The organism is Pseudomonas corrugata, from assembly GCF_001269905.1.
GTDB lineage: Bacteria > Pseudomonadota > Gammaproteobacteria > Pseudomonadales > Pseudomonadaceae > Aquipseudomonas > Aquipseudomonas corrugata.
Genome location: NZ_LHVK01000003.1, coordinates 774,223 through 799,183, shown reverse-complemented (window position 1 = coordinate 799,183; position 24,961 = coordinate 774,223). Strand labels below are relative to the sequence as shown.

Sequence of the window (24,961 nt, the reverse complement as noted above, 5' to 3'; positions counted from 1 at the left end):
ATCCCTTCGCAAGAAGTATCAAAAAGCCATCAACCTTGGAATATTTGCGACGAAAGACATCTTTGCCTGTATGGAGATCGTCACTGGATGTGCCACCGCTTCGCGGGCAGGCCGGCTCCCACTGAGCAACGCGAGCAATTCAGTCAATTGGGGGAGCAAGGCTGCTGGCGATTACGCAGTCAGCGTCGCGGCGATACTGGATCCGATCCGGTTCGGCTAAGCTTGCACACGACTCCAAGGAGAACGCAGCAATGACCCGCGCCACATCCACTGCATTACTGGTGATAGACGTACAAAACGACTTCATCCCGGGGGGGCCGTTGGCCGTGCCGGAGGGCGACCAGATCGTGCCGCTGATCAACCGGTTGGGGCGCTCATTCAACCAAGTCATTCTCGCCCAGGACTGGCACCCGGCCGGGCACGCCTCGTTTGCATCCAGTCACCCAGGCAAGCAACCCTTCGACACCGCCGAGCTGCCCTACGGCGAACAAACGCTGTGGCCCGACCATTGTATACAAGGCAGTCCGGGCGCGGCGCTGTATCCGACACTGGACCTGCCCCACGCCCAACTGATCATCCGCAAGGGCTGCAACCCGGACATCGACAGTTATTCGGCGTTCATGGAAGCCGACCGCCAGACACCCACCGGTTTGGCGAGCTACCTCAAGGAGCGCGGCATCGACACAGTCTACGTAGTGGGACTCGCTCTGGATTTCTGCGTAATGTTCACCGCCCTGGATGCCCGGATCGCGGGGTTCAACGCCGTCGTGGTGCTCGACGCTTGCAGGGGAATCGATATCGAGGGTTCGATAGACGCGGCGCTCCGACGGATGCAACAAGCGGGCGTGCAATTGATTCAGTCCACCGACATGACGAACTAGCCTGTGCCCTTCCTCGCCCGCACCCACCCACGCCTTTCCGCCGCGACGGCCCTTGGCCTGATGGCCGGACTCCTGGTTCCCGCGGATTCGGTCATCGGCAAGATCCTCATCGGCTGGAATGTCGGTGTCTGGACGTACCTTGCGTTGATGTTCTGGCTGACCGTGCGAGCCAAGGCGCCCGACGTCAGGCGCATCGCCGAAACCGAAGACGAAAATGCCGGGCTGGTCCTGCTGGTCGTCTGCATCGCGGCGTTGGCCAGCCTGGCAACCATCACCTTCGAATTGGCCGGCAGCCGCGATCTGCAAACCGCAAGCAAGCTGATGCACTACGGTTCACCGCGCTCACGGTCATAGGTTCATGGTTGCTGATCGGGGTGATCTTCAGCGTTCATTACGCACGGTTGTATTACACCTGGGACGGCAAGGAGCCGGCCCTGCGGTTTGCCGAAGGGCTGACCACGCCCAATTACTGGGACTTCCTGTATTTCTCGTTCACCATCGGCGTGGCCGTCCAGACGTCGGACGTGGGCGTTGCCACCCGGCAGTTACGCAAGATCGTGCTGGCGCAGTCGTTGATCGGGTTTGTGTTCAACACGGCGATTCTCGGATTCTCGATCAATATTGCGGCGGGGTTGTTTGGGTGATGAAGGGGGGGCCGCTTTGCGGCCCAGCGGGGCGGTGCGACGTTTCGCTAAATCCCCTCGCCACAGATAAACCTCCTCGCCACAGGAAACTGCAGGTTATGGCTGGGGCGTTGGCAGCCACAACCTGAAGCGTGCACCGCCCAGCGGTGAGACGTCAGCCGTCAAGGTGCCCCCCTGGGCTTCCAGGGCGCGGCGACTGATGGCCAGGCCCAGGCCGAAACCGCCCGTGGCGCGGTCGCGGCTGCGGTCCAGGCGGTAGAACGGCTCGAACACCCGCTCGCGCTCGCCGTCGGGAATGCCGATACCGTCGTCGTCGACCCAGATCTCGCAGCCCTCAGCGCCCACCCGCACACCGACCTGGATCCGCCTCTCGCAATAACGCATGGCATTGCGCAACAGGTTCTGCAGTGCCCGGGCCGTCAGCCGCGGGTCCAGCACAAAACGCTCCAACGTCCCATGCAAGAGCACGTCGATCACCACGTCCGGCGCCGCCAGGTCCTCATCGACGCTGCCCAGGATGCTGTCGATGAACTCGTCCAGCGGCACTTCGACCTGCTCTGGCAGGCGCTCGGGATTCTGCAACCGACTGTAGGAGAGCAATTCCAGCACCAGCTCGTCCAGTTCGCGGATGTGCGCCACCAACCCCTGCAGACGCTCGCGACTGGCCGGCGGCAAGTCATCGGACAGCGCCAGGGCCAGGCCGAAGTCGAGCCGAGTAAGTGGGGTGCGCAGTTCATGAGAGACCGCGTTGAGCAAGTCCCGCTGCTGGTTGAGCAGGTTCTCGATGTCGCTGGCCATGGTGTCGAATACATGGGCCAGGCTACCAATGTTCGAACTGGAAGCAATGTGCGTGCGCTCGCTCAAGTGCCCCTTGCCGAAGCGCTCGGCGGTGCTCCTGAGGCGTTCAAGATCACGCCAGTGCGGCCGTAGCCACAGCAACAGGCACGCCAGCATCGTCGCGCCGATCAACACGTTGATGCTCCAGTACAACCAATTGACGTCGGTCGGGTCAGGGGGAACGATCATCTTGACCACCGTGCGCTCGTCCAGCGGCGCCACCGCCAGGGTGCGCCAGGCCCAGTCACCGAGGCGCACCACGTTCTCGCCACGCTTGAGACGCGCCTGCTCATCCGCGCTGAAATCCGCGTCATCAATGGCAGCCAACTCGATGCGCAGCGGTTCGAATTCCTTGTCCATCTGCGCCGCCAGCGCCGGCCATTGCTCACTCGGCACGGCATGGAACTGCTTGCTCATCAGGGTTTGCAGGCCACGGGAGTAGTCGAGGTTGTAGCTCATGAACCGCTCATGGAACAGGCGGATCACCAATTCCGGCATCAGGTAGATCGCTGCGCTGTAGGACACGATCGTGACCAGATAAAGACGGATCAACAGCTTCCACATCGACTCAGCACTCCCACTCGGAGCGGCTGAACAAATACCCCTTGCCCCACACCGTCTTGATCTTGCGCGCTTCGCCAGCGTTGTCGTCGAACTTGCGCCGCAGCTTGGAAATTGCCACGTCCACCGAACGATCGGTGCCGTTGAATTCGATGCCGCGCAAGCGTTGCAGGATCTGGTCGCGGCTCAACACTTCGCCGGAATGACGGGCCAGCACCACCAGCAGGTTGTACTCGCCACTGGACAACTCCACCGCTTGCCCGCGCCAGGTCACGGTACGTTCGGATAAATCGATGCAGAGGTTGCCCATGAGGATGCGGTCGTTGGCCGTCTGCGGCTCGCTGAGGCTGCTGCGCCGCAGCAAAGTGCGCACCCGCGCCAGCAACACCCGCGGCTCGCACGGCTTGGTGACGTAGTCGTCGGCGCCCATCTCCAGGCCCAGCACCTGGTCGTGACTGTCGTCCCGGGCGGTCAGCATCAGGATCGGCAGGGTCGCCGAATCAGCCCGCAGCAAGCGGCACACCTGCAAACCGTCCAGCCCCGGCAGCATCAGGTCGAGGATCACCAGGTCCGGCGGATCGACCCGCGCCCGTTCGCGCACATGATCGCCCCGGCTGAGCACGCTGACCTGATAGCCGTTGCGTTCCAGGTAACTGGCGATCAGTTCGCTGAGGGCGGTGTCGTCTTCCACCAGGAGGATGTTGGGCATGGGGGTTTCCAGAAAGTGCTGTGGCACCTGGCAGGGCCCCATCGCGAGCAGGCTCGCTCCCACAGGGTTTTGCGTGAACCTTGTGGGAGCGAGCCTGCTCGCGATGGGGCCCTGCCAGGCGCAGAAAATCTCAAGCTGCCAAGGATATACGTCCTCACCCGCTCGCGAGCAAACCCCTTACACAATTTCACACACCCCCTACAAAGCTTTACCGCTGTCCCCAATCGCCCCCCGTAGCATGGCGATGTTCATCATTGGGGAAGCACCATGCCAAAGAACTCTTTCGCCACCCTGGGCCTGCTGCTCGGGGTACTGTCGTTGAGCGCCTGCGACAAGGCCTCGCCGCCCACGGACGAAGCGCCGCGCCCCACCGTTGCCATCGAAACCGTCGAAGCCCGGCCGCTGTCCATCAGCAGCGAGTTGAGCGGGCGTATCGCCGCGCCGCGCATCGCCGAAGTCCGCGCACGGGTGCCCGGCGTGGTCTTGCAGCGGGTCTACCGCGAAGGCAGCGACGTGAAAAAGGGTGACGTGCTGTTCCGCATCGACCCAGCGCCGTTCAAGGCCGACCTGGACAGCGCCGAGGCGGCGTTGCGCAAGGCCGAGGCCAACGCGTTCCAGGCGCGCTTGCAGGAGCAGCGCTACGCCCGGTTGATCGAGGACAACGCCATCAGCGCCCAGGACTACGACAACGCCCGCGCCGCCGCGCGCCAGACCGCCGCCGATGTCGCCGCCAACAAGGCCGCCGTCGAGCGGGCCCGGTTGAACCTGGGTTATGCCACGGTCACCGCGCCGATTGCCGGACGCATTGGCCGGGCACTGGTAACCGAGGGGGCGCTGGTGGGGCAGAACGAAACCACGCCGCTGGCCCTCATCCAGCAACTGAACCCGATCCACGCCGACCTCACGCAATCGACCCGCGAACTCAACGAGTTGCGCCGGGCCTTGCGTTCCGGTCAGTTGCAGCAGGTTGGCCAGGACCAGGCCAAGGCCACGCTGATCCAGGACGACGGCAGCCTCTATCCGCTACCGGGCAAGTTGTTGTTCACCGACATCAGCGTCGACCCGGGCACCGGCCAGATCACCCTGCGCAGTGAGTTTCCCAACCCCGACCTCGACCTGTTGCCCGGCAGCTTCGTGCGCGTGCGCCTGGAGCAGGCCTTCGACCGTCAGGGCATCAGCGTGCCGCAACGGGCCATCCAGCGTGACAGCGCAGGCACAGCCCAGGTGTTGCTGGTCGATGCCGAGCAGCAAGTCAGCGTGCAACCGGTGGAACTGGGTGGGGTGCAGAACGACCGCTGGATCGTCACCCATGGCCTGAAGCCGGGCGACCGTATCGTCGTCGAAGGCCTGCAACATGCCCGCCCCGGTGAAAAAGTCCAGGTCGACAACTCCCCTCTTCCACTCGCCCAGGCACCTGGTCAGTAAGCAGGACGTTTCCCATGCCGCAGTTCTTTATCGACCGTCCGGTGTTTGCCTGGGTGGTCGCGTTGTTCATCCTGCTGGCCGGTGTGCTGGCGATCCCGCAATTGCCGGTGGCCCAGTACCCGGACGTCGCGCCACCACAAATCGAGATCTACGCGGTGTACCCCGGTGCCTCGGCGCAAACCGTGGACCAGAGTGTCGTCAGCCTGATCGAGGAAGAGCTCAATGGCGCCGACAACCTGCTGTACTTCGGTTCCCAGAGCAGCCTGGGCAGCGCCACCATCACCGCGACGTTCAAGCCCGGCACCAACCCGGAACTGGCCCAGGTCGACGTGCAGAACCGCCTCAAGGCGGTGGAGTCGCGCCTGCCCCAGGCGGTCACCCAGCAAGGCTTGCAAGTGGACAAGGTCTCGGCCGGTTTCCTGCTGCTGATCACCCTCACCTCCAATGACGGCAAGCTCGACGACGTCGCCCTCAGCGACTACCTGGCGCGCAACGTGATGAACGAGATCAAGCGCCTGGACGGCGTCGGCAAGGCGCAGTTGTACGGCGCCGAACGGGCGATGCGGATCTGGATCGACCCACAGAAACTGCTCGGCTTCAACCTGACTCCGGCCGACGTCAACGCCGCCGTCCTGGCGCAGAATGCCCAGGTTTCAGCGGGCAGCATTGGCGACTTGCCGAGCCGCGGCACCCAGGAAATCACCGCGACCATCCTGGTCAAGGGCCAGCTGTCGACGCCGGAAGAATTCGCCGACATCGTGCTCAAGGCCAACCCCGACGGTTCCACGGTGCGCATCGGCGATGTGGCGCGGGTGGAGGTCGGCAGCCAGGAGTATCAGTTTTCCACCCGCCTCAACGGCAAGCCCTCCACGGCCGTCGGCGTGCAGTTGTCGCCGGGGGCCAATGCCTTGAGCACGGCGACCCTGGTACGGGCGAAAATGGACGAACTGGCGCGCTACTTCCCGGCCGGCGTGGAATACAAGATCCCCTACGACACCTCGCCATTCGTCAAGGTCTCCATCACCAAGGTGATCTACACCCTGGGCGAGGCCATGCTGCTGGTGTTCGCCGTGATGTTCCTGTTCCTGCAGAACATCCGCTACACCCTGATCCCGACCCTGGTGGTGCCGGTAGCGCTGATGGGCACGTTCGCCACCATGCTCGCCCTGGGCTTCTCTATCAACGTGCTGACCATGTTCGGCATGGTGCTGGCCATCGGCATCCTGGTGGACGACGCCATCGTCGTGGTGGAGAACGTCGAACGGATCATGGCCAGCGAAGGGCTGTCGCCCAAAGACGCGACGCGCAAGGCGATGCGCCAGATCACCGGGGCCATCATCGGCATCACCCTGGTGCTGGTGGCGGTGTTCATTCCGATGGCGTTCATGCCGGGCTCGGTGGGGGTCATCTATCGACAGTTCTCGCTGTCCATGGCCACATCGATCCTGTTCTCGGCGTTCCTGGCCCTGAGCCTGACACCCGCACTGTGCGCCACCTTGCTCAAGCCCATCGGCCAGGGCGAGCATCACGCCAAGGGTGGTTTCTTCGGCTGGTTCAACCACCGCTTCGATCAATTGGGTGAGCGCTATCAAGGCTGGGTCGCCTATGCCCTCAAGCGCACCGGTCGCTACCTGCTGATCTACGGCGTGCTGCTGGTGGGCATGGGCCTGCTGTTCAGTCGTCTGCCCTCCTCGTTCCTGCCGGTGGAAGACCAGGGCTACACCATCACCGACATCCAACTACCGCCCGGCGCGAGCAAGAACCGCACGGTGCAAGTGGTTGAGCAGATCGAGGCCCATAACGCCGGCGAGCCGGGTGTGGGTGACAGCACGGTGATCCTGGGCTTCAGTTTCTCCGGTAGCGGGCAGAACGCGGCGTTGGCGTTCACCACCCTCAAGGACTGGTCGGAACGTGGCAGCGACGACTCGGCCAGTGCCATAGCCGAGCGTGCCAATCAGGCCTTCGGCGGGATCAAGGACGCCATGGCCTTCGCCGTGCTGCCGCCACCGGTGGATGGCCTGGGCACGTCCAGCGGCTTCGAGTTCCGCCTGCAGGATCGCGGCGGCCTCGGCCATGCCACGCTGATGCAGGCCCGCGACGCATTGCTCGCCGCCGCTGAAAAAAGCCCGGTGCTGATCAACGTGCGCGAAAGCGCCCTGGCCGAAGCGCCACAAGTGCAACTGGAAGTCGACCGCAAGCAGGCCAATGCCCTGGGAGTGTCTTTCGCCGATGTCGGCAACGTGCTGGCGACCGCTGTGGGTTCGAGCTACATCAATGACTTCCCCAACCAGGGGCGCATGCAGCGGGTGGTGGTCCAGGCCGAAGGCGACCAGCGCAGCCAAGTGGCCGATCTGCTGAAGATCCATGTGCGCAACGATGCCGGGAAAATGGTGCCGTTGTCGGCCTTCGTCCAGGCCAAGTGGACCCAGGGCCCGACGCAACTGACCCGCTACAACGGCTACCCGGCCATCAGTATTTCCGGCGAACCGGCACCGGGCTACAGCACCGGCCAGGCCATGGCGGAAATCGAACGACTGGTGGGCCAAGGCCCGGCAGGCCTGGGCCAGGAATGGACCGGTCTGTCGTTGCAGGAACGCCTGTCCGGCAGCCAGGCGCCAATCTTGCTGGGTCTGTCGCTGCTGGTGGTGTTCCTGTGCCTGGCGGCGCTGTACGAGAGCTGGTCGATTCCCGCCTCGGTGTTGCTGGTGGTACCGCTGGGGGTACTCGGCGCGGTGCTGGCGGTGTCGTTGCGCGGCATGCCCAACGACGTGTTCTTCAAGGTCGGCCTGGTGACCATCATCGGCTTGTCAGCGAAGAATGCGATCCTGATCATCGAGTTCGCCAAAAGCCTGTACGACGAAGGCCATGACCTGATCGACGCCACCCTCCAGGCCGCACGCTTGCGCCTGCGGCCGATCATCATGACCTCCCTGGCGTTCATTCTCGGCGTGGTGCCCCTGGCAATCGCCACGGGGGCCAGTTCGGCGAGCCAGCAGGCCATCGGGACCGGCGTGATTGGCGGGATGATCAGCGCGACATTGGCGGTGGTGTTTGTGCCGGTGTTTTTCGTGGGGGTGATGAGGTTGGTGCGCAAGCACCGGAGAGATCTATGACCATCCGTCAGGATTTACATGACGGTTATGGATAGCAACCACAAAAAGACTGCGCTGTATAGTTGTCATGTCTGACAGTATACAGAGGAAAAAGATGGGGCTTAGATAGACACTCCAATGCAGAGGACATCACAGGATGCTCGCTGGATCTCCCGTCGAATATTACGGAGCTTATACTCATGAGCAGCGCTACCACCAAACCCGCTCAAGACGCCCTCGGATCCGAAGTAAATTTCACCGCCAATCTTGAGGATGCGTCAAATTTCAGCGCCGTCATGACCACATTAAAAAGTTCTACCACCCCTAAACGGGGTGAAGTGTGGATCGTGGTGGCGACTGAATGGAAGATCGACCGGCCAAGGACTTTTACCATCGTTTTCTCCAAAGAATTCAAGGAAGCAACTGCCGCCGTTATCACGGCCAATGACGAGCATGTCGACTTGATCTACAACAACTATGAGGATCCTGATGTTCCGACATTACAGAGGGCACGGTCAGGTACCATTACCTACAAGGTCGGCCCGGATATGGGCTTCACTGGATCATTCGAAGCGCAGATTGATAAAGCTGACGGAGGTGGTAGCTACCTGTGTACCGGCCAATTTGACACGGTGCTCAGTTGGTAGAGATGAATTAATAAAAAGCCCTGACTTTTCAGCCAGGGCTTTTTTCCAGTTGTCCTGGCTAATTCATGCATTCGCATCAAACGCTAGCCAGGCAGCCGCCTTGCGCGTTTCACCACTTGAATTGCACGCCGATTGTGCCACCCATTGGCATTTCAATACCCTTGCCATTCATGTACTCAACTTCCGCATGTGCCTGCCAGCGCTCTGAGAGATTAACGGCAATACCTGCGCCCAACTCGGCACGTGACCCTGAAAGATCATTATTGAATACGTTGTTGTTGACCTTCACTTCGTTATTCTTGGCGAACTCGTGGGCCAATGCCGCACGCACATAAGGTTGTACCGTCGCCCCATTGTCCAGCTGCATATCGCGCCCCACCGTCACACCGGCCTTGCCGAGCAACGAATAGGTACGATCACCCTCGGCCCGAAGGCCATTGTCCAGATGGTAATCTTTACCCTGGATAGCCACGGCGGACCACTGGGTAAACGGCTCGATGAAGTAACCGTCGTTCAGCTTGATGTTGCGACCGACTTCAACCGAACCGCCGAGACCACTATTGTCGTAATCACCCTTGGAACGTTTGCCATCGCTCATGCCGACCTTGGCGTCATTCTGGAAGCGGTTGAGTTTGAGCACGCTGTCGACGTAGTAACCACTGACGTCGTCCATCCAGGTCAGGTAAGTACCGACGTAGTAACTCTTGATCGTGCCGGAGGTGCCACCGTGCAAATCCAGGTCAGAAGTGCTGTGACCCGCCATTACCCCCAGCAACCACTGCCCGTCGCCCACTGGCAAAGGCGCGTCGGCACCGAGCGTGAAGCCTTGCTGGGCCTGGCGGTAGCCCGCGCCGTAACCGTCAGACACGTTGTATTTGTTGCCATACACCCTCATCCAGGCACCGGATTTCTGCGAATTGAAGCGCAGTTCTCCCACTCGGCTGCGCAACGACATGAGCTCGCCATACCACACCGTCTGCGCGGTATTGAATAACGCCATGACTGCGCGAGTGGAAGGGCTGACTGTGCGGGCCGTAGGATCCAAGAACCAATCATTGCCGGTGTCGCTCTGCTTCAAACCATAGGAGTATGCCCCCAGGTCGACCTCGCCACCGGCATTGGCCAGGGAGAATGACGCATCCCCCCCTCCGGTATGGACCACCTGGATGGGTTGACCACTGGCGGGGTCAATGCCGCTACTGGCGATCATGAGCTGATGATTGCCCGTAGCGGTGCCCGTGACGTTGAGGAAGTCGGTCTGGTTCGTCGAAAAATCAGTGCCTATTTCAAACAGGCCATTGCCGGACAATGTACCCAGGTTCAATTGATAGAACGCGTCATCGGCACCAAACCGCACCGTACCGCCGTTGAGGCTCAAATCACCGACCTGGCTGTTGCCGGTCATGTTCCAGCTCGATTGTTCATCGATACTCGCTGTGGCGACGTTATCCATGACGCCGGTCATGCGCGAACCTTGCTGCAAGGCCACTGTTGCGGTGCCGCCCGCCTCGGCCCGTACGTCGCCAGTCAACGACGCTTGGGTGAAGGTCAGAGCGGCAGTGCCGTCGGCGGCAACCTGGACATTACCCGTCAGGTCGCTGAGCCCGACGTTCATCGCCGCATTGCCTGCTCCCTTCACCTCAAGAATCGTCCCATTGCTACCGGTCAGTGTCGAACCATTAAGGATATCGATCCGGGAAGCCGGCGCGGAGACGCCCGCGTAATCCACAACAATGGCGGAGCCGTTCTTGCCCTCGACGCTGGATTGGTCGAGCGTCAGTTGACTGGCCTCCAGGACGCCGCTTTCAAGCCTCATCGTCACACCATTCTGGCCGCCGATAATGCGCGTGCCGTTGCTTGCAGCAGCCGACCCGCTAAGCAGCGAAAGACCAAAACTGGTAGCACCAGTCCCCTCGATCACCGAATTTGAAAACGATAGGGTACTGAAGGCCGAAGCCTGTGCCCCGCCCCTCACACCTGTAAAGCTGCTGTCGGTGGCGGTTACCGTCGAGCCGGCAGGACTGCCTACCTGTACTTCACGCACCGCCAATAAGCCGAATTGGTCGCTGCTGATGTTACTGCCGCTGATCGTGGCAGTGCTGTTCAAGAGTTCCAATCCGGCACGGGCGCTCCCGCCGCTGACGGTCGTGTTGACTAGGTTAATCGTCGAACCGTTGCGGGCGGAAATGGCTTGGGTGGTGGCCCCGGTGGCATTCAACGTGGATTCCGAAGTCCGGATATTAAGCGTTTCCGCTCCATTGACATTTAATGTGGCATCTTGGGAGAGCTGCCATTGCTCCACGGCATCGCCGTTGTTAACGGTCTGACTGCCACCAATCAGCGTTCCTCCGAATGCGAACTCAGGCAGCAGCAACGAAAAACACAGCGATGAACCGCTGAGCCAGAGTAACGGCCTGGGTCGCGCCCCATCATCTTTAATTGACCACATGTAGTATTACCTCTCATTTGTCCAGCCGATGGCATAACGAAGCTCATGAACGAACGAAAGCCCCGCACCCGAAACGGCCGGTAAACTACAGATCTATGCAACAGTGGTATGTAGGAGTAATCCGATGGGCTGGGAGGACTTTTCCTCATTGGATCAATTTCGGTATAGGGAGAGATAAAACCCTCCCCATACCGAACAACAAAGATTAAAGCGTGGGGTTCTCCTCGCAATAGTTATAACTGCTATTAAGTAGCGAGACTTCCTTGAACAGTTCTTCCGACGGATCCGGCACCCCGGGCACTGTGTACCAGATCTTTATCCAGCCTCTAGGAGCGCCAGTACCGTGGGCCGGTTGGATTGGCCTTATTTTGGTCATATAGGGCTGGATATCGTGCTCAAACACCCCCGCAGTCACTTCTGCATCGGTGACCCTGTGCGTATCGGTGAAGTCCGTCCCCCCAACCATTCCCGTGCCCGTACCATCTTCGTACCCCTGAGACTTCAGAGTCACCACCGTACCGGCCGGCATATAGCTAACATCGATCGGAACAGTGACCGGCAACTCCCATGTGCCTCGTGTCAATGATCTGCATGAAATCAGGGAACCGTACAGATCCACTTGAGGTGCCGGCATTGTAATCAGAACCGGATCCACCTGAACCTCGGTATCTTCCGATTTCATGACGTTACGGCCACCGAGCTCTTCGATCGTCCAATAGGCAATGACTATACCCAGCCCGTAATCCACGACGTTGGGATCCATATCGAAAGTCACCGTCGCTGGAGGCGCCCCGGCAGTCAGTTGCTCGCTATGTACTTCCGTGCCGTTGAACCATAGCCGGACAATCTCGTCCCCCACTGCTGTCCATGTACTACCGGACGCAACCAAGGTGGTACTGATGGTCGCCGTAGCATCACGGTCTGTGGAACTGAGATGATCATCGACACCAGACGCCCCTACGACTTTGACCTTCACCATCGCCGGATTCGTTCGATCGGGAAAATCGGGATTGTCTGGGCCGCGATAACTAAAGTCGATACTGGAAGGTATCGTGGTGGAACCAATGGGAGTACTTGTCCCCCTTACAAGCTCATATCGAACCGTGACAGGTACCTCTACCGTGGAGCTCCCCCAAAGATCCATCAGCCTGGAGGAGGTAATAGGAAATTCAAGCTGGGAGCTCGTCCCCAACGGCTGGTTTCCCAGGTTAATCGGGGGAATTACTCCATTGCTGATAACAGGACGAATCCTGTCGTCATCCTGGCCGTTGATTGCACGAGGAACAACCAGAAAAACCCCGGACTCCCGGTCTTCCAGATCAATGGCATCTGGACTCATCCCCTGAGGAATATAACAATCGATGAGCGAAGGAGGCGGTAGACGAACAACATTGAAGCGGGCGGCATCAGACAACTCGCTTTCATTTCCCACTATATCGATCAACTTATACCAAAGATAATATGCCCCATCCAATACCGGAAGATTATCCTTTGGAATAGAGATACTATTTGACGCAAGCGAACCCGAGTATATGGGTGTTCCGGGCACACCATAGCTAGTATCCGCATAAATCTCAATCGTGTCATCCGGCCGGTAAAACATATAAGCAATATTAACTGTGAGATTCAGTGAAGTATTATTAGCCAGCCACGCTTCATCAATGGTTGAGCCGGGCGATAGATTCGTAAACCTGGCGAAGTCCGGCTTATAAAAATTACCCGTCTGCTTGTCTTGCTCAGGCGCATACCGGTCGATTGCAGCAGGAAGCCACAATGTGGCAGAGCCGTTCCCGTCCTCCCCTTTATAGACGACAAATTGATATTCATAGATGGTTGATGGCTCATTCGGATCATCATCCAGCAGTACGCTGGTGTCCACAGGAATTTCTGTCTCTGCCGGACGCCCTACCGCTTGACCAAACACATCCTGAGCAATTTCAGTTCCCGCCCCCGTGTCTCCTCCTTTACGCTGATACAGCTCCCATTCATCACCATCGTGAGGCACAGGAATTTTGCTGTTATCGAAGCGAACAATCATTTGCGACGAATCCAATACGCTCTTGGGAATCAGGTTATCGACAAGTTGATCATCAATGCTGGCACCTTCCTGCGGCGGAGCAGTCAAGGGATTACTGAGGGCACGCGCCGCCAACCGGGAGCGCTTGGCAACTTCCTGGCGCGTCAGTTGTTCACCATTAAGATCAATGAGTTTGCTTTGAACAGTCATCAGGCTTTCTCCATGACAAATAAAATGGGGTCAGTCCACCCGAGCAAACAACGTCAACACTAGCATTAGCGCTTTCGGAAAGTTATAAGAGACTGACAACAACATTCGACATTTACGCTTATCAGGCAAATCCTCCGCATGGTTCGTCCTGCCCGGGAATTATCCGATCAATCTTGACAACTTCTGCCTTGGATTTAGCAATAGGTACATTGTTTCGAATAATTGTGTATTGAGCCCGGCCCGAATCGTTATTCATCATGGGTTTTACATAGGGATCGAAAGGAATTTCCATAATGAACCCATTGAGCGCCTCATCCCGGGTCAGAATTTTTCGAAACTCATAGAGCGGTGTCAACGCCGGAGGCGCGCCATTCAGTGTCCCAAAGCCCTGCCATTCAAGGACGCATTCATCGAGCTCTTCGAATACCGACTCGGGCCCAATCTGCACCCTGATTTTTTCCCAAATGGGGGGCGACGACGAGCAGTTCAGGTATCCATATAGATTTCTATCTGGAAAATCTGGTTCTTCAAGGGTTGGCACCAGTGTGTGATCAATGATCAGGGTACGTCTTGGTGAGTTGTCCGGATTATCGGCCAGCCATTCATAATAAATAATTGCCTGACCATCAACACTCATCTGTTGAGGTGTTATCGGAAATGGAAACTCTGGCTGACTATCTGCAGACGTATAGGTTCTCTGAAAAATCTCCGTTTTATTAGGTTGCTCCCAATAAACCGTCAACTTTATGTCTTCGCCAGGTTGCGTGGGAAAACCCAGCGGGCGCGGTACTCTTCCCGTTGTTCCGTTAAACAGCACGTCCCGTGGTACCCGGGCAGGTTCCGTGTTGGCTATCCCATCTATCAGCAATGGTGCAGCCTTAGTCTGCTCGTTGAACTGTGGCATGGATATATGCTCTCCGAAGAAGTGCGCCTGAAGCGCGCTTCATCTGGCCCGGTCGTTGAAATCCATTAAGCGCCGGGCATCCAGAGCTGCCAACTGTCATATCTGACAGGGTAAAATACCGCTGGTCGGAATATCCCCTGATGTCGATTCCTTACGGGCGGACGGAAAATCAACGCAATTGCTCAGACCCGCCATGCCGGTAACATTCGCCGCGTGCAAGGCAATCCGCCGACACGCTTCCGCCAACTGCACCCGGTCAACCACCAACCCAATCCGAATATGCCCCGCCGCACTCGGCCCGAACGCCTCCCCCGCCAGCACCGACACGCCATACCCGTCCAACAGTCGCTCGGCAAAGGCCTGGGCACTGAGGCCGGTCTGGCGCACATCAACCATCACGAACATGCCGCCATCGGGCCATACGGGCTTCAGGCCGGGGCAACCCTCTAATGCAGCACACACCAAGTCCCGGCGCAGGCGGTACTCTGCGTGCATGTGAGCCACTTCAGGTAGATCCGTTTCCAACGCAACCAGGGCCGCCCGCTGCACGAATTCCGGCAGGCCGAACAGCATGCACAACGAAAGATTCGCCAAGTGTGAGGCCAGGGGTTCGGGGCCGATGACCCAGCCGATGCGCCAACCGGTCATGGCGTGGGATTTGGACAGGCTGTTGATGGTTGCGGTGCGTTCGGCCATGCCCGGCAGGCTGGCCGGGCTGATGTGCTCACCTTCGTACAACAGGTCGCTGTAGACCTCGTCACTGATCAGCCACAGGTCATGCTCGATGCACAGTTGCGCCAGCGCCTGCCAGGTGGGCAAGCGCAGGCTGGCCCCGGAGGGATTGTTGGGGCTGTTGAGCAGCAGCGCCCGAGTCCGAGGGGTGATCAGGCGGGCCACATCGGCCGGTTCGACCCGGAACGCATTCTCCGGACATACCGCCACCGGTATCACTTTCGCACCGCAGGCGCCGAACACCGCTTCGTAGGTGACGTACATCGGCTCGGCCAGGATAACTTCGTCGCCGGGGTCGAGCAGGCATTGCGCGACCGCATACACCGCGCATTGCGCGCCCGGCAGCACCGTGACGTGCTCAGCCCCGACCGACTGGCCGCTACGCCGACGATGACGACCCGCGATGCTAGCGCGCAGACCGTGGAGGCCGCGCACGTCGCAATAGTGAGTGTCCCCGGCCCGCAGGCTGTCCACGGCGGCGTCGACGATGGCCCGCGGCGTGTCGAAATCCGGATCGCCCACTGATAGCAACAACACGTCCCTGCCCTGCTCACGCATGGCCAGCGCCCGGTCGTGGATCTGCCACGCGGCGGCACCCTCGCCGGTGATGCGTTGGGTCAAGGCTGAATAGCGCATGTACTGCTCCTGATTGATGCAATGTCCAGCCTCAACCCTATCTCAAATCACGAACCGCGCCACCATCGCATTCAAGCCCACCGTAAGGCGCGACAGTTCGTGGGGCGCGTCGCCAGGTTGCGGTCCACCTCAAGCTGGTCCTGGCGGGATAGCTCAAGAGCATCTCCTGGGCCTTCAGATATTTTTCAAGGGTCACAGATCTCGGGATGGCGAGGGCGGGGGCTCCCTGGTCACAGTCGAGTCACCGGGCTGCGACCAGCCAGAGCCGGGCAATGTCTCGGGCTCGTTCGCGCAGCAGGCATGGTGCGTCGGCACAGGCCTGCTGCAGCGTCATCGGCCCGCTGACCAGTGCGAAGGCTGCATCAATGCCATGTTGATACAGCGCCTGATAACCCTCCCCCAGGGTGCCGGCTATGACCACCACGGGTACGCCGTGACGGCGCGCAACGCGGGCCACGCCAAAGGGCGTCTTGCCGCGCAGGGTCTGGGCGTCGAAGCGGCCTTCTCCGGTAATCACCAGGTCAGCGCCCTCGATCGCATCGGCCAGGCCCGTCAGTTGGGCGACAACGTCCACGCCGGTGCGAAACTGCGCCCCCAGAAATGCCTTGGCCGCGAACCCCAGGCCACCGGCGGCGCCACTGCCCGGTTCGTCGCGTACATCGCGGCGCAACGCTTGGGCGCAGTGTCCGGCGAAGTGCGCCAGGGCCTGATCAAGTTGCTGCACCTGCTGTGCGGATGCGCCCTTCTGAGGACCGAAAATCACTGAAGCGCCATGGGGCCCGCACAGGGGATTGTCGACATCGGCGGCAATCTCGACACTCACCCCGACCAGGCGCGGGTCCAGGCCACCCAGGTCGATGCGCGACAGCTTTGCCAGGGCCAGCCCGCCGGGAGGCAGAGGTTGCCCCTGCTCATCCAGCAACGCCACGCCCAGCGCTTGCATGGCCCCCGCGCCGGCATCGTTGGTGGCGCTGCCGCCGATCGCCAGAATCACCCGCCCGGCTCCTTCATTCAGGGCCGCGCGAATCAACTCTCCGGTGCCATAGGTGCTGCTGGAACAGGCATCGCGTTGTCCTGGCGGCACCAGTTGCAAGCCACTGGCCTCGGCCATTTCGATGATCGCCGTGCGGCTGTCGGGCAACCAGCCCCAACGCGCTTCGACCGCAGCACCCAGGGGCCCCAGGACGCGGGTATGGCGCCATTCGCCGTTGCACGCGGCCAGCACCGACTCCACCGTCCCCTCGCCGCCATCGGCCATCGGGCATTTGATCAGTTGCGCATCCGGCCAGACCTCGCCGAGTCCGGCGGCGATGGCATCGGCTACGCCCTGGGCGCTGAGGCTGTCCTTGAACGAGTCGGGGGCGATGATTATTTTCATTTGGGTCTCCGGTTCCGATACGGCGTTATACCTGCTGGTGGCGGTGATTGTCCGCACCAGTGTGCCGGCGTTGCGCGTTCTCCCCACATTGAAAGCCTGACACCCTGAGCCCTGCTCGCTCCCACGGGGGTTCACGGGTGTTTGATAAATGTGTTTGATCCATACAGTCGTTCTGGGGTTTGATTGAGCCTTTCCCATCGATAAAAAGGAACTTGTCATGAGCTACCGCACACTGGGCCACTCCGGGTTACAAGTCTCGACATTGACCCTGGGCACCATGATGTTCGGCGAACAGACCAGCACCGAGGATTCGCTGCGGATCATCGACAAGGCCTGGGACCAGGGCATCAACTTCATCGACACGGCGGACGTCTACACCAACGGACGCTCCGAAGAAATCGTCGGCGAGGCGATTGCCAATCGACGCCAGGAGTGGGTGCTCGCCACCAAGGTCGGCTTCGGCCCGGCGGACGGCGTGCCCAACCGCAGCGGCCTGAGCCGCAAGCACCTGTTCAATGGCATCGAGGCCAGCCTCACCCGTCTGGGCACCGATTACCTGGACATCTACTACCTGCACCGCGAAGACCACAACACACCGCTGCACGTCACCGTGTCGGCCATCGGCGACCTGATCCGCCAAGGCAAAATCCGCTATTGGGGCCTGTCGAACTACCGTGGCTGGCGCATCGCCGAAGTGATCCGCATCGCCGACAGCCTGGGCATCGACCGTCCGGTGATCAGCCAGCCGCTGTACAACATCGTCAACCGCCAGGCAGAAACCGAGCAGATCACCGCCGCGCAGAACTATGGCCTTGGCGTGGTGCCCTTCAGCCCTCTCGCCCGGGGCGTGCTCAGCGGCAAATATGCGCCGGACGTAGCGCCGGACGCCAACAGCCGCGCCGGCCGCCAGGACAAACGCATCCTGGAAACCGAATGGCGGGTCGAGTCCCTGCGCATTGCCCAGCAGATCCAGCAGTACACCCGGGAACGGGGCGTGGGTATCGTCGAGTTCGCCATCGCCTGGGTGCTGAACAACCGCGCCGTCACCTCAGCCATCGTCGGGCCGCGCACCGAGGAACAGTGGGATGGCTACACCAAGGCGCAAGCCGTGACGATCACCGCCGAGGACGAAGCCTTCATCGATTCGCTGGTGACGCCGGGGCATGCGTCGACACCGGGGTTCAACGACGTGGGGCATTTCGTGCCGGGGCGCGTGCCGCGGACGTCATAAAACCACTGCGTACAGCGAACCTCATTGTGGTGTGCCGGGCTGTGGGAGCAAGGCTTGCCCGCGACGAAGGCGCCTCGGTTCCCAGGTGCCTTCGTCGCGGGCAAGCCTTGCTCCCACAGCGTTGTGCTCATTGTTCAGGTGCTGTTTCATTTCCCAGAGAATTATCGTGTCCAAAGGCATCGTCCTATCGGTTTCGGCCTCCGCGCTGTTCGCCGTCATGTACTACTACACCTCGCTGCTCTCTCCACTGAGCGGCCTGGAAATCTTTGGCTGGCGCATGCTGCTGACAATGCCTTGTATGACAGTGTTCATGCTGATGGCAAAGGAATGGACACGGGTCACAGAGCTGGTCCGGCGTCTGATCGCCGCGCCACGCCTGTTGCTTGGAGCGATGGTTTCTTCTGCGTTGATGGGATTGCAACTATGGCTGTTCATGTGGGCGCCGCTCAACGGCTACAGCCTGGATGTGTCGCTGGGGTATTTCCTGTTGCCGCTGTCGATGGTCCTGACCGGGCGCTTGTTCTTTGGCGAACGCTTGTCCTACTTCCAGAAAATCGCCGTCTTCCTCGCCTCCCTCGGCGTGCTCAACGAACTGGTCCAGGCCGGCGGTTTTTCCTGGGCGACCCTGCTGGTGGTGGTGGGCTACCCAATTTATTTCATCCTGCGCAAACGCCTTCGAACCGACCACCTGGGCGGTCTCTGGCTGGACATGGCCCTGATCGTGCCGGTGGCCTTGTGGTTCGTGCAAAGCGGTGAACAGGGTTTCGCCGTTTTCGATCAACATCCGTGGTTATCGCTGCTGATCCCCGTGCTCGGCGTGATCAGCACCTCAGCGCTGGTAACCTACATCGTCGCCAGCCGGTTGTTGCCATTCAGCCTGTTCGGATTGTTGAGCTACGTCGAACCGGTCTTGCTGTTGTGCGTTGCGCTGCTGTTGGGAGAAAGCATCAAGGCCAACGAGTGGCTGACCTATATTCCCATCTGGCTGGCGGTGGCGGTGTTGGTGTTCGAAGGTTTCAAGCATCTGACGCGGCAACGGCGCCGGACCTGAGGCTTACCCCAAACCCATGTGGGAGCGAGCCTGCTCGCGATGGTGGCCGGTCAGTCAACGCATGGATGACTGACACACCGCCATCGCGAGCAGGCTCGCTCCAACAGGGTTACAGGGCTTCAGGTATTACTCGGTCGCCAACACCCCACGCCGCACCTGGTCACGCTCGATGGACTCGAACAGCGCCTTGAAGTTGCCTTCGCCGAAGCCATCGTCGCCCTTGCGCTGGATGAATTCGAAGAACACCGGTCCCATCAGGGTTTCCGAGAATATCTGCAGCAGCAGGCGCTTGTCGTCCGGGTTGGAAGAGCCGTCCAGCAGAATGCCCCGCGATTGCAGTTCGTCCACCGGCTCGCCGTGGTTCGGCAAACGGCCTTCGAGCATTTCGTAGTAGGTGTCCGGCGGCGCGGTCATGAAGCGCATGCCGATCTTTTTCAGCGCGTCCCAGGTCTTGACCAGGTCGTCGGTGAGGAACGCCACATGCTGGATGCCTTCGCCGTTGAATTGCATCAGGAATTCTTCGATCTGTCCGGCGCCTTTGGATGATTCTTCGTTCAAAGGGATACGGATCATGCCGTCCGGGGCGGTCATGGCCTTGGATGTCAGGCCGGTGTATTCGCCCTTGATGTCGAAGTAGCGGATCTCGCGGAAATTGAACAGCTTCTCGTAGAAACCGGCCCAGTAGGCCATGCGGCCGCGATACACGTTATGGGTCAGGTGATCGATGATCTTCAGGCCCGCGCCCACCGGATGGCGGTCGACGCCTTCGAGGAACACGAAGTCGATGTCATAGATCGAGCTGCCTTCGCCAAAACGGTCGATCAGGTACAGCGGCGCGCCACCAATGCCCTTGATCGCCGGCAGGTTCAGTTCCATCGGTCCGGTTTCGATGTGGATCGGCTGGGCACCGAGTTCCAGGGCACGCCTGTAGGCCAACTGAGAATCCTTGACCCGGAACGCCATGCCACAGACAGAAGGACCGTGCTCGGCCGCAAAGTACGAGGCCACGCTGTGGGGTTCGTTATTGAGGATCAGGTTGATCGCGCCCTGGCGATACAGGTGCACGTCCTTGGAACGGTGCGTGGCGACTTTGGTGAAGCCCATGATCTCGAAGATCGGCTCCAGGGTATTGGGTGTAGGGGATGCGAATTCGATAAATTCAAAGCCCATCAGGCCCATCGGGTTTTCGTATAGATCTGCCATGTCGGCGCCTCATCATGCTTGTCAATTAACGGAACGTCAGTTGCTGGCCATGCTGAGGGCATACGGTGGCGCGCAGGAGATACCGCGAACGCTGCGGGCGAGGAAATCGCCATAGATCAGTTGTAACCCAAGTATCTTCATTGTCGACCCAAGGCTTTTGCGGGCGAGGCTTCTGCTGCCAGAAGTCATTATTCTTGTATGCGTAAATCGATTCTACACAGCGTAACCCGATTTGTCCGCCTCCTCTATCAAATCGTCTTTTTCGCCGGCCGCGCAAGGGGTCTGTTACACAGTAAAATGCCCGCCAGGATCAACCCGCCGCCCACGCACATCAGGGCCGTGAGCCGTTCGTCCAATAGCAGCGCCCCCAGCAGTACCGCCGTCAGCGGGTTGAGCGCAATGAATACACCGGAACGGGTTGCGCCGATCCGGCGAATACCGTCGTACCAGGCGATGTAGGCCAGCGCCGAACCCAGCACGCCAAGATAAAGCAAGCTCAGCCATTGCCTGCCGTCCAACCCACGCAGGGCTTCGAAGCGAACCTCACCGCCGACCGCACAGGTCAGCCACAGCATCAGCGTGCCCAGCAGAATCGACCAGGTGACGGTCTGCAACGGGCCGAGACTTTCATTCAGGCTGCGCGAAAACAACGAATAGACGCCCCATCCCAGCACGCAGCCGAAAATCAGCAGGTCGCCGATCCAGCCCTGCGCGGACGCCTGCAGCAAGGAAGGATCGCGACTGACAATGACCAGCCCTGCGCCGCCGATGCATAACACAATCCCGCCGACCTTCGACCGGCTCAACCGCTCCTTGAACAACCACCAGGAGGCCAGGCCGATCACCGCCGGGTTCAAGGCCACGATCAGCGAAGCCCGCGACGCGTTGATGTAGTGCAGGCCATAGAAGAAACACAGGTTGTAGAAAAGGATCCCGAAAAAACCCAGCACCGCCAACTGCATGCCCTGCTTCACGGTCGGCCTCGCCAGCGGGATCCTTGCCAGGCCGAGGAACAGCAGCAGCGCCACACTGGCCAGCAAGAAGCGCAGGCTGGCGGCCAGCAGGGGCGCCAGGGCATCGGACAGAATCCTGCCGGCCACAAAGGTACCGCCCCAGATCATGGTGACCATGGACAGCTTCAGGTAGACCGACAGGTCCGACGGGGTCGAAAAGGTGTGTTCGAGGGTTTTCATGTTCACCACAGACAAATGAAACGAGGTACACCACCTTGTGGCGAGGGGATTTATCCCCGCTGGGCAGCGTCGCGGCCCCAGAAATCTTGCGATACAGCAGATCATTCAAAGGGACCGCTGCGCGCTCCAGCGGGGATTTATCCCCTCGCCACAAGGTGGTGCCTATACGGTTCGAATCGGATGCCCCATTATCAAGCTCATATTAAGTCATCGTAAAATGAGCAATCACTCATGACCCTTACCCAGCTCGAAATCTTCTCCCTGGTGGCCGAACTGCATGGTTTCACCGCTGCGGCGACGCGCTTGGGCATCAGTCAGTCTGCGGTGTCCCATGCCATCAAATCGCTGGAACAGGAACTGGGGGTCGAACTGCTCAGGCGTCACCAGTCCGTGGTGGAGCTCAGCGACATCGGCCAGCAATTGCTCCTGCGCGCCCGCGCCATGCTCGGGCTGGCCAACACCCTGCGCCAGGAAGCCGCCGACGCCCGGGGCATGCGCCGTGGCACTTTGCGCATTGGCTCGTTCGGCCCGACCTCATCGATGAAGCTGTTGCCCGCCATCCTGCAGCGCTATCGCGCCTTGCATCCAGGGATTGAGGTGCACATCGACGAAGGGCCGGACCGGCAAGTCATCCAATGGTTGGATGAGCGACGGATCGATGTCGGTTTCGTGGTGCTGCCTGAGGACCGTTTCGATACGTTTCCCCTGATGGAGGACCAGATGGTCGCCCTCCTGCCCACCACCCACCCCCTCGCCGCCCGGTCCAACCTCAGCCTCAGCGACCTGTGCGACACCCCCTTCGTACTCACCGAGGCCGGATCGTCAGAGTTGGTCACACGCTTGTTCAATGCCGCCCGACTCACGCCAAACGTGCGCTATCGCTGTTCACAGCTGCTCAGCACGTTGAGCACCGTCAGCCGGGGTGAGGCCGTGACCATAGTCTCCGAAGGCTCGCTGCCGGAGGGGGATCATCCAGGCTTCGTCGTACGCCCGCTCTCACCCCCGGTTCCGCGCCGGATCGGCCTGGCGGTGCTGGACAGTCGCCAAGCCTCGCCCGCCACCCGGGCGTTTATCGAACTGGCCTCGTCTATTGAATGAAGAAAGGCAGGGTTCTACTGAATGATATCGCAATGCCACCTATCGACAATCGAAGCACAACTTTCAATCCGATCATCCATTTGAATCTATACTTGGTATACACACCGGCCCGGCGCAGACAGCGATGCAACTTGAGGAACACGCTTACTCTCTTGTTACATGACGAAAAAGATACGATTTACACTGTCCGGTTTAACTACTACAATTTTTCTGACTGTGCTGGATAGCAGGAGAGTCATCTATCACCGAGGCGCTTCAAAGCGCTTGGCTTATAGCTTTGTCTGCGGTTGGTCTCAGCCAAATATTTGATTGGAGTAACGATAAATTGTCCAGACTCGTTGAATTTCGTAAAGCCGAAAAGGCCCTTCAGGATCAGCTCAAACAGTTGGAATTGCTGAAGAATGATGCCGGGCTCAAGAAAGAAATCGAATTCGAAGAAAAGCTCCAGGGACTGATGAAGACCTATGGCAAGGGCCTGCGCGACATCATCGCAATTCTTGACCCGAACCCGTCAAAAGCGGGGGCTTCATCGGCCAAGGGGCCTAAAACCCGCCGTGCGCGAGTGGTCAAGGTCTATCAGAACCCGCACACTGGCGAACTGATCGAAACCAAGGGCGGCAATCACCGCGGCCTGAAAGCCTGGAAAGAACAATACGGCGCGAGCACTGTCGATTCCTGGCTACGTACCTGATATTCAGGCTGAATAAAAGCCCTGAACATTGCAGGGCTTTTTTATGGACTCGAACTTCTGGAGTAACCCCGGCGTATTAGGTTGATAGCCTTATAGTTTCAGACTATTTCGTACCGCCTGTATTTCATCCTGGCTCTCAACAAACACCTGCGCTTGTCCCGCATAGGACAGTACATAAGCCCGGCCTTCATTAAGTGCTGCGACCAGTGTCTGAGACAACACATGTCGGCCGTTCTGCGTGATCGTACAGGTAGTTTCCAGGGCAGTTACCCCGCCCAATAGGGATGCATGAATCTTATTGCATACACTTTGATAACCACCCTGAAAAAAATCCTTCTGGATTGACTTGCGCATTTCCAGGAGCACGCCTTGCAAGTTGACTTGATGATCGGGCTTGATGGAGGTTGCGGTCAGCTCCATGACCATGACGGCATTGCCTGCCGAGTCATTCTTGGTCGCCCGTTGACGAGAGGTTCCCGGTGCCACCGGCGTGGCAGATGCATCGGAAGGCAGCGGCTCGATGAACCAGCCCTGGGGCCAGGTGACCTGCGGTTCGGCGGCCTGGACGCCAACACTCGCAACAACGGCAAAAAACAGGACGAACGACGAAAGGAACGGTCGAATCATTGCGCTGCACTCAAGGACGAATCGCGAAGTCTGAAGCTCACCGCGGCACCAGGCAATAGCCGCACACGGTTTGGCGATGCTGCGCCCCCTGCGTATCATGTTTGACGCAAGCCACAGAACCGTCGCGCCAAGCCCTGCGACGTCGTTTGCCCCACTTATTTTCCGGAGGGCCCATGAGCCTGCACGAACTCGACACTTTCCCGGGCGTCACCGCCCAACCCGATGCCGCCACGGCCAAATTCGTCTTCAACCACACCATGCTGCGGGTCAAGGACATTACCAAGTCCCTGGATTTCTATACCCGCGTCCTGGGTTTCTCGCTGGTGGAAAAACGTGACTTCCCTGAGGCCGAATTCAGCCTGTATTTCCTCGCGCTGGTGGACAAGCGCCAGATTCCGGCGGACGCTGCGGCACGCACCGAGTGGATGAAATCGATCCCCGGCATCCTGGAACTGACCCACAACCATGGCACCGAAAGCGACCCGGCATTCGCTTATCACAATGGCAACACCGATCCACGCGGGTTCGGTCACATCTGCATCTCGGTACCGGACGTAGTCGCAGCCTGCGAACGCTTCGAAGCGTTGGGTTGTGACTTCCAGAAGCGCCTGAGCGACGGCCGCATGAAAAGCCTGGCGTTCATCAAGGACCCGGATGGCTACTGGGTCGAGATTATCCAGCCTGCTCCACTCTAAGACCCACCGAGAAACCTACCTGTGGGAGCAAAGCTTGCTCCCACAGGGCT

At 59.7% G+C, this 24,961-nt stretch carries 18 protein-coding genes and 2 pseudogenes; 10 read left to right on the top strand and 10 right to left on the bottom strand.

Features of this window, described 5'->3' with window-relative positions; translation table 11 throughout:
• Nucleotides 1-251 precede the first annotated feature (251 nt).
• Nucleotides 252-881, top strand: a complete 630-nt coding sequence (gene pncA, locus AD665_RS03995; RefSeq protein ID WP_024777370.1) for a bifunctional nicotinamidase/pyrazinamidase — start codon at nucleotides 252-254, stop codon at nucleotides 879-881.
• A gap of 3 nt (nucleotides 882-884) precedes the next feature.
• A pseudogene (locus tag AD665_RS03990) lies at nucleotides 885-1,525 on the top strand (DUF1345 domain-containing protein).
• A gap of 96 nt (nucleotides 1,526-1,621) precedes the next feature.
• On the opposite strand, the gene AD665_RS03985 reads toward AD665_RS03990, so the two are convergent.
• Together AD665_RS03985 and AD665_RS03980 are read right to left on the bottom strand one after the other, a co-directional pair.
• Nucleotides 1,622-2,926, bottom strand: coding sequence for an ATP-binding protein (locus AD665_RS03985; RefSeq protein ID WP_024777368.1), 1,305 nt, complete (start codon nucleotides 2,924-2,926; stop codon nucleotides 1,622-1,624).
• 4 nt (nucleotides 2,927-2,930) lie between these two features.
• Nucleotides 2,931-3,632, bottom strand: coding sequence for a response regulator (locus AD665_RS03980; RefSeq protein WP_024777367.1), 702 nt, complete (start codon nucleotides 3,630-3,632; stop codon nucleotides 2,931-2,933).
• A 267-nt stretch (nucleotides 3,633-3,899) separates the two neighbouring features.
• Between AD665_RS03980 and AD665_RS03975 the strand changes: the two genes are divergently transcribed.
• The 3 genes from AD665_RS03975 (at nucleotide 3,900) to AD665_RS03965 (ending at nucleotide 8,796) form a co-directional block, all read left to right on the top strand.
• Complete coding sequence (locus AD665_RS03975) at nucleotides 3,900-5,057, top strand: efflux RND transporter periplasmic adaptor subunit (RefSeq protein ID WP_053191047.1); 1,158 nt, start codon at nucleotides 3,900-3,902, stop codon at nucleotides 5,055-5,057.
• Nucleotides 5,058-5,071: 14 nt separating this feature from the next.
• A complete protein-coding gene (locus tag AD665_RS03970) occupies nucleotides 5,072-8,170 on the top strand; it encodes an efflux RND transporter permease subunit (RefSeq protein ID WP_053191045.1) in 3,099 nt (1,032 codons plus the stop codon).
• A gap of 179 nt (nucleotides 8,171-8,349) precedes the next feature.
• Nucleotides 8,350-8,796, top strand: coding sequence for a hypothetical protein (locus tag AD665_RS03965; RefSeq protein ID WP_024777364.1), 447 nt, complete (start codon nucleotides 8,350-8,352; stop codon nucleotides 8,794-8,796).
• 109 nt (nucleotides 8,797-8,905) lie between these two features.
• Here the strand turns inward: AD665_RS03965 and AD665_RS03960 are convergent, their stop codons facing one another.
• The 5 genes and pseudogenes from AD665_RS03960 to AD665_RS03940 all read right to left on the bottom strand — a co-directional run bounded on the left by AD665_RS03960 (nucleotide 8,906) and on the right by AD665_RS03940 (nucleotide 17,122).
• Entirely contained in the window at nucleotides 8,906-11,245 is a 2,340-nt protein-coding gene (locus AD665_RS03960; protein ID WP_080996557.1) for an autotransporter outer membrane beta-barrel domain-containing protein, read from the bottom strand.
• A 205-nt stretch (nucleotides 11,246-11,450) separates the two neighbouring features.
• Nucleotides 11,451-13,472: a hypothetical protein gene (locus AD665_RS03955; RefSeq protein ID WP_053191043.1), complete on the bottom strand. Its 2,022-nt coding sequence runs from the start codon at nucleotides 13,470-13,472 to the stop codon at nucleotides 11,451-11,453.
• 121 nt (nucleotides 13,473-13,593) lie between these two features.
• Nucleotides 13,594-14,376, bottom strand: coding sequence for a hypothetical protein (locus AD665_RS03950; RefSeq protein ID WP_050593802.1), 783 nt, complete (start codon nucleotides 14,374-14,376; stop codon nucleotides 13,594-13,596).
• Nucleotides 14,377-14,577: 201 nt separating this feature from the next.
• Nucleotides 14,578-15,744 (bottom strand): annotated as a pseudogene (locus AD665_RS03945) (pyridoxal phosphate-dependent aminotransferase); the annotation flags it as partial.
• A 241-nt stretch (nucleotides 15,745-15,985) separates the two neighbouring features.
• Nucleotides 15,986-17,122, bottom strand: coding sequence for a glycerate kinase (locus tag AD665_RS03940; RefSeq protein WP_053191040.1), 1,137 nt, complete (start codon nucleotides 17,120-17,122; stop codon nucleotides 15,986-15,988).
• Nucleotides 17,123-17,339: 217 nt separating this feature from the next.
• On the opposite strand from AD665_RS03940, the gene AD665_RS03935 reads away from it, so the two are divergent.
• Nucleotides 17,340-18,353 (top strand): aldo/keto reductase, encoded by a 1,014-nt coding sequence (locus AD665_RS03935; RefSeq protein ID WP_024777358.1) that lies wholly within the window; start codon nucleotides 17,340-17,342, stop codon nucleotides 18,351-18,353.
• A gap of 166 nt (nucleotides 18,354-18,519) precedes the next feature.
• Nucleotides 18,520-19,404, top strand: coding sequence for an EamA family transporter RarD (rarD, locus tag AD665_RS03930; RefSeq protein ID WP_024777357.1), 885 nt, complete (start codon nucleotides 18,520-18,522; stop codon nucleotides 19,402-19,404).
• A 126-nt stretch (nucleotides 19,405-19,530) separates the two neighbouring features.
• Here the strand turns inward: rarD and hppD are convergent, their stop codons facing one another.
• Complete coding sequence (gene hppD, locus AD665_RS03925) at nucleotides 19,531-20,607, bottom strand: 4-hydroxyphenylpyruvate dioxygenase (protein WP_053191038.1); 1,077 nt, start codon at nucleotides 20,605-20,607, stop codon at nucleotides 19,531-19,533.
• 248 nt (nucleotides 20,608-20,855) lie between these two features.
• A complete protein-coding gene (locus tag AD665_RS03920) occupies nucleotides 20,856-21,800 on the bottom strand; it encodes a DMT family transporter (RefSeq protein WP_024777355.1) in 945 nt (314 codons plus the stop codon).
• A 231-nt stretch (nucleotides 21,801-22,031) separates the two neighbouring features.
• Between AD665_RS03920 and AD665_RS03915 the strand changes: the two genes are divergently transcribed.
• Both AD665_RS03915 and AD665_RS03910 read left to right on the top strand, forming a co-directional pair.
• Nucleotides 22,032-22,898: a LysR family transcriptional regulator gene (locus AD665_RS03915; RefSeq protein WP_053191035.1), complete on the top strand. Its 867-nt coding sequence runs from the start codon at nucleotides 22,032-22,034 to the stop codon at nucleotides 22,896-22,898.
• A 325-nt stretch (nucleotides 22,899-23,223) separates the two neighbouring features.
• On the top strand, nucleotides 23,224-23,589 hold the full coding sequence (locus tag AD665_RS03910) for a histone-like nucleoid-structuring protein, MvaT/MvaU family (RefSeq protein ID WP_024777353.1): 366 nt from the start codon (nucleotides 23,224-23,226) through the stop codon (nucleotides 23,587-23,589).
• A 90-nt stretch (nucleotides 23,590-23,679) separates the two neighbouring features.
• Here AD665_RS03910 and AD665_RS03905 read toward each other — a convergent pair whose 3' ends face one another.
• Complete coding sequence (locus tag AD665_RS03905) at nucleotides 23,680-24,216, bottom strand: DUF4946 domain-containing protein (RefSeq protein WP_024777352.1); 537 nt, start codon at nucleotides 24,214-24,216, stop codon at nucleotides 23,680-23,682.
• A 173-nt stretch (nucleotides 24,217-24,389) separates the two neighbouring features.
• Here AD665_RS03905 and gloA point away from each other — a divergent pair, with 173 nt between their 5' ends.
• Complete coding sequence (gloA, locus tag AD665_RS03900; RefSeq protein WP_024777351.1) at nucleotides 24,390-24,911, top strand: lactoylglutathione lyase; 522 nt, start codon at nucleotides 24,390-24,392, stop codon at nucleotides 24,909-24,911.
• Nucleotides 24,912-24,961 lie beyond the last annotated feature (50 nt).